Origin of the sequence: Roseisolibacter sp. H3M3-2 (assembly GCF_029211165.1) — a bacterium.
In the GTDB taxonomy this organism is placed as follows: Bacteria; Gemmatimonadota; Gemmatimonadetes; order Gemmatimonadales; family Gemmatimonadaceae; genus Roseisolibacter.
Map to the genome: position 1 here is coordinate 1 of NZ_JARGEK010000402.1, position 4,051 is coordinate 4,051.

General features: G+C 79.4%; 2 protein-coding genes and 2 pseudogenes. 1 reads left to right on the forward strand and 3 read right to left on the reverse strand.

Annotation, left to right across the window (positions count from 1 at the left end):
* The 3 genes and pseudogenes from PYV61_RS21905 to tssK form a co-directional block, all read right to left on the reverse strand.
* Window positions 1–533: pseudogene (locus tag PYV61_RS21905) on the reverse strand (hypothetical protein); the annotation flags it as partial.
* Window positions 534–649: 116 nt separating this feature from the next.
* A complete protein-coding gene (locus PYV61_RS21910) occupies window positions 650–1,378 on the reverse strand; it encodes a DotU family type IV/VI secretion system protein (protein ID WP_275835669.1) in 729 nt (242 codons plus the stop codon).
* A 154-nt stretch (window positions 1,379–1,532) separates the two neighbouring features.
* Window positions 1,533–2,936: a type VI secretion system baseplate subunit TssK gene (gene tssK, locus PYV61_RS21915; protein WP_275835671.1), complete on the reverse strand. Its 1,404-nt coding sequence runs from the start codon at window positions 2,934–2,936 to the stop codon at window positions 1,533–1,535.
* A gap of 133 nt (window positions 2,937–3,069) precedes the next feature.
* Between tssK and PYV61_RS21920 the strand changes: the two are divergent.
* Window positions 3,070–4,051: pseudogene (locus PYV61_RS21920) on the forward strand (hypothetical protein); the annotation flags it as partial.

The window sequence follows — 4,051 nt, forward strand, 5'->3', positions numbered from 1 at the left end:
GCCAGCGCCGCCCCCAGCGCCGGCGACCGCCGCGCGCGCAGCGCAGCGCGCCACCGCACCTCGTCGGCCAGCACCTTGCCGCCCGGCTCCGCGAACACCGCCTGCTTCGCCAGCCAGAGGTTCGCGGCCGCCGTCGCCGGCGGCGCCTCCCCCGCGCCGTCCCCCGCCAGCAGCTCGGCGTCGAGCCCGGCGCGCGCGACGACGGTGCTCTTGCAGCTCCCCTCCGTGCCGACGAGCAGCACCATCGGGCGCGCGTCGAACGCGGCGCGCGGCGACGGCGCGCGCGCCGTCGTGACCACGGTCAGCGCGTCGTCCCTGCCGGGGCCCGCCGCCGGCGCCGCCGGCGCGTCGGGGCGCAGCCACCACAGCAGCGCGGCCGCGGCCACGAGGCCGAGCGCGAGCAGCGCGACGCGCAGCACGGTGCGCTCGCCCTCGGACAGCGGGAGCACCGCGCCGAGCATCCAGGCGAGGAGCACGAAGACGATCAGCGTGGCGAGCGCGGCGTACCAGCGCGTCGCGGCGGGGCGGGCCATGGGAGGATGCGGCAGGGGGGACGTGCGACGTTCGACGTACCGGGCGCTGCGGGCTGCGGGCTGCGGGCTGCGGGTCTGGTCGAATCCGCAGCCCGCAGCCCGCAGCGCCCGGCGGCTTACCGGGTGCTCAGCGCGCGGACCTCGGCGGCCGTCCCGCCGAGCGTCACCGCCCCCGCGCCCCACAGCGCGACGGCGAGCAGCGCGCTCGCGGCGAGGGCGATCGTCAGGCGGCGGAGCCACGGGTCGCGCGACACGACCGCGTCGGCGGGCGGGCGCCACGCGGGGGCGAGCGGGCCCGCGTCGCCGGTCAGGCGCGCGAGGCGCTCGCCGACGCGGTGCGCGATCGTCTGCAGCGCCGCCGTGTCGTGCCCGTAGCGGCCGCGGAAGCCGAGCAGCAGCACCAGCTGGTGGACCTCGAGCAGGTCGGCGAGCGCCGCCGAGTCGGGGCGCGCGAGCAGCTGCTCGACGTGCTGGAAGAACCACTCGCCGGCGAGGTGGCCGCCGAACAGCTCGTCCTGCAGCGGGCGCCGCGCCCAGTCGGCGAGCGCCGGCTGGCGGCTGTTGAGCGCCGACTCGTCGAGGAGCGCGACGACGGCGAACACCGCCAGCCGCGCGTCGTCGGGCGCGTACCCCTGCTGCCGCGCCTCGGCGTCGGCGCGCTGCAGCAGCTGCGTCATCTGCTGCCGGAAGGCGACGGCGTCGGGGACCGCCTGGCGGCCGGCGCGCAGCCGCACCACCGCGGTCAGCGCCTCCTGGAACAGGCGGGCGAGGCGGCCGCGGGCGAGGACGTCGCCGGCGGGGACGGTGGGGGCCGGGGCGGGCGGCGCCAGGAACGGAGCGGTCATCCGACGGAGGTGCGGCGGGGGGCGTGCGGCGGGGCCGGCGGCGGCGGGGGTCCCCCGCGGCGCCGCACGGTCGGCCAAGGTAGGTGTCCGCCGGACCGCGCGCCACGACGGCGCGCGCCGGGACGGCGCGCCGTCCGACCCGGTCGGCGGACCCTCAGCCGGGGAGCAGGACGACCAGCTCCAGCTGCGGGTCAGGAATCGCGTCGGGGACGTAGACGCCGAACTCGCGCGTGTCGCGCAGCCCCTGCCCGCACGGCCCCGCCAGCTGCATCTCGAAGTACGCGGCGTCGGCGCGCGGGGCGATCCCCGGCGGCGGGGCGGGGAGGTACTCGAGCGGCATCCCCGGGTAGGCGCGCCGCACCAGCTCCAGCACGTACTTGCTGGCGCACGCCTTCGCGAACTGCGGGACGCGCGTCGCCGTCTCCACCGGCCCGGCCGCCGAGCGCGCCGCCAGGAACCAGCGCGCCCCCGGCTCGAAGCACCGCGGGTCGGGGACGGTGGCGGTCCACAGCACCTCGCTCGCGCGCGCCAGCGGCTGCACCAGCGCGCGCGCCGCGACCACCACGTCGAGGTGCTCGCGCAGGTGCCGCTCGAGCGCCGCGAAGCAGCCGGTGAGGTCGTCGTGGTCGTAGCGCGGCAGGTCGCGCGCCTGCGCCGTCAGCGAGAATGTGCACAGCGCGCCGGCGAGGCGCGACAGCTCGACCCACAGCCGCTCGGGGTGCGCGGCGCGCGTCGCCAGCAGGTGGCGCAGCGGCCCCTCGGCGGAGCGCACGGCGTGCAGCAGCCAGCGCGTCGCCACCTCGTTCCCCGCATACGCCGACGGCCCGCCGGCGCCGGCGCCCGCCGACAGCGTCGCCGCCTTCGCCTCGAGCATCCCGAGCACGCGCTGCAGCAGCCCCACCAGCCGCGCGCTGGCGCCGAGGCGCAGGCACGGCGGCACGTACGCGGCGTCGGCCTGGAAGCGCCCCGCGCCGTCGCGCACCACGCGCGCGACGGGCATGGTCACGTCGGCCGCCGCCACCTCGTCGTCGAGCAGGAGGCGCAGCCGCTTGGCGGCGAAGTACAGCGTCGCGCGGTCGAGCCCCGTCACCTCGTCGACCACCTCGTGCGGCACGGCGACGAAGCGCGCGTCGGCGTCGGCCGGGGCGCCCGCCGCGAACGGCGCGTGCGCCGCGTCCGGCGCCTCGGGGAGGCCCGCGACGTTCGGCTCGTCGCCGCGCCACGGCGCCAGCGCGAGGTGCACGACGTGGCCGTCCTTCGCCGGCGAGAAGCGCTCGGCGAGCGCGCCCGGCGCCGGCGCCGGGTCGGCGTCGGGGACGCGGAACGGCGTCCCGTCGGGGAGCACGCCGCGCGCGTGCCGGAGCGCGAGCGTGCCGTTGCGCAGCGCCTCCTCGTCGAGCTCCACGCCGGCGACGCCGTACGGGAACGCGAACAGCGCGCCCACCGACAGCGCGACCGCCTCGTCGAAGTGGCGGCGCTGCGCCTGGAAGTGGTGGGGCGCGAGGTACATCCCTTCCTCCCAGACGACGCGGGCGGGAAGGTGCGGCGTGGCGCGCATGTGGTGGGGGCGTCGCGGAACGGCCGCGGAGCGGCGGGGCACGGGGGCCGCCGCGTCGATTGCTTCGGCGCTGCGGGCGGTGAACAATACACGCCGGTTCCCGCCCCCGCTTCCCTCGCGAACGCGACGCCGCATGAGCGACGACTTCCACGCGCGCTACCGCCTCCTGAAGGTCACCGCCGTCGACGGCGGCATCCGCACGCACAACGCCCAGGAGACCACGACGGGGCGCGTCGTGCTGGTGCACATCGTCGACGCCGCGGGGCCCGGGGAGGTCGAGCGGCTGCGCCACGCGCTCGGCCGCCTGCCGGCGCCGGACCGCGCGCGCGTGCTCGAGATGGCGACGATCCCCGCGGGGTTCGCGGTGGTGACGGAGTTCATCCCCGGGATGGGGACCTTCCGCAGCTGGCTGTCGTCGCGCGTCGGCGACTGGGCGCCCCCCGCCGGCGCCGGCGCCGCCGATGGCATGGCCGCGGCGCCCGCCGCCGTGCCCTTCTCCGAGGCCCCGACCCCGCCCAGCGACCTGCCGGCGGTGCCGCCCCCGCCGGTCGGCTTCTCGTCCGACGCGCACATCCCGGTGCGGACGACGCCCCCCGCCGGCGCCCCGCCCGTCCCCGCGGACGACGACGACGACCCGGCGCTCCTGCTCGGCGGGGAGGGGACCGACCGGTCGACGCCGCCGGTCGCCTTCCAGTTCTCGGTGGGCGCGCCGCCGCCCAACGCCGTCCCCGACGCGACGCCCCGCAAGGCGCCGGGGGAGTTCACGCGCCTCTTCATCGCCGGCGGGCTGGCGAGCATGGAGACGGGGAACGACGCGCCGCCGCCGGCGCCCCCCGCGCCGACGCCGGCCCCCCCGTCGCCTCCGCCCCCGCCGGCGACCCCGCCGGCGACCCGGGAGCCGGGGGAGTTCACCCGCATGTTCGCCCAGGCGCCGCTGGCGCCGCCCCCCGCGCCGCCGCCGGCCGACTCGGCGGCCCCTCCCGCGCCGCAGGCGCCGTCGCTCCGGCCGGGGGAGTTCACGGGGCTGTTCCAGCAGCAGGCCGCCCCGCGTCCGCCGGGGGGCGCCGCGCCCTCCCCGCTCGCCCCGCTCCCGTCGCCGGCCAGCTTCCCGCCGC

Coding starts and splice junctions, on each gene's coding strand:
- PYV61_RS21910 (WP_275835669.1), bottom strand. CDS start 1,378: ATGACCGCTCCGTTCCTGGCGCCGCCCGCCCCGGCCCCCACCGTCCCC.
- tssK (WP_275835671.1), bottom strand. CDS start 2,936: ATGCGCGCCACGCCGCACCTTCCCGCCCGCGTCGTCTGGGAGGAAGGG.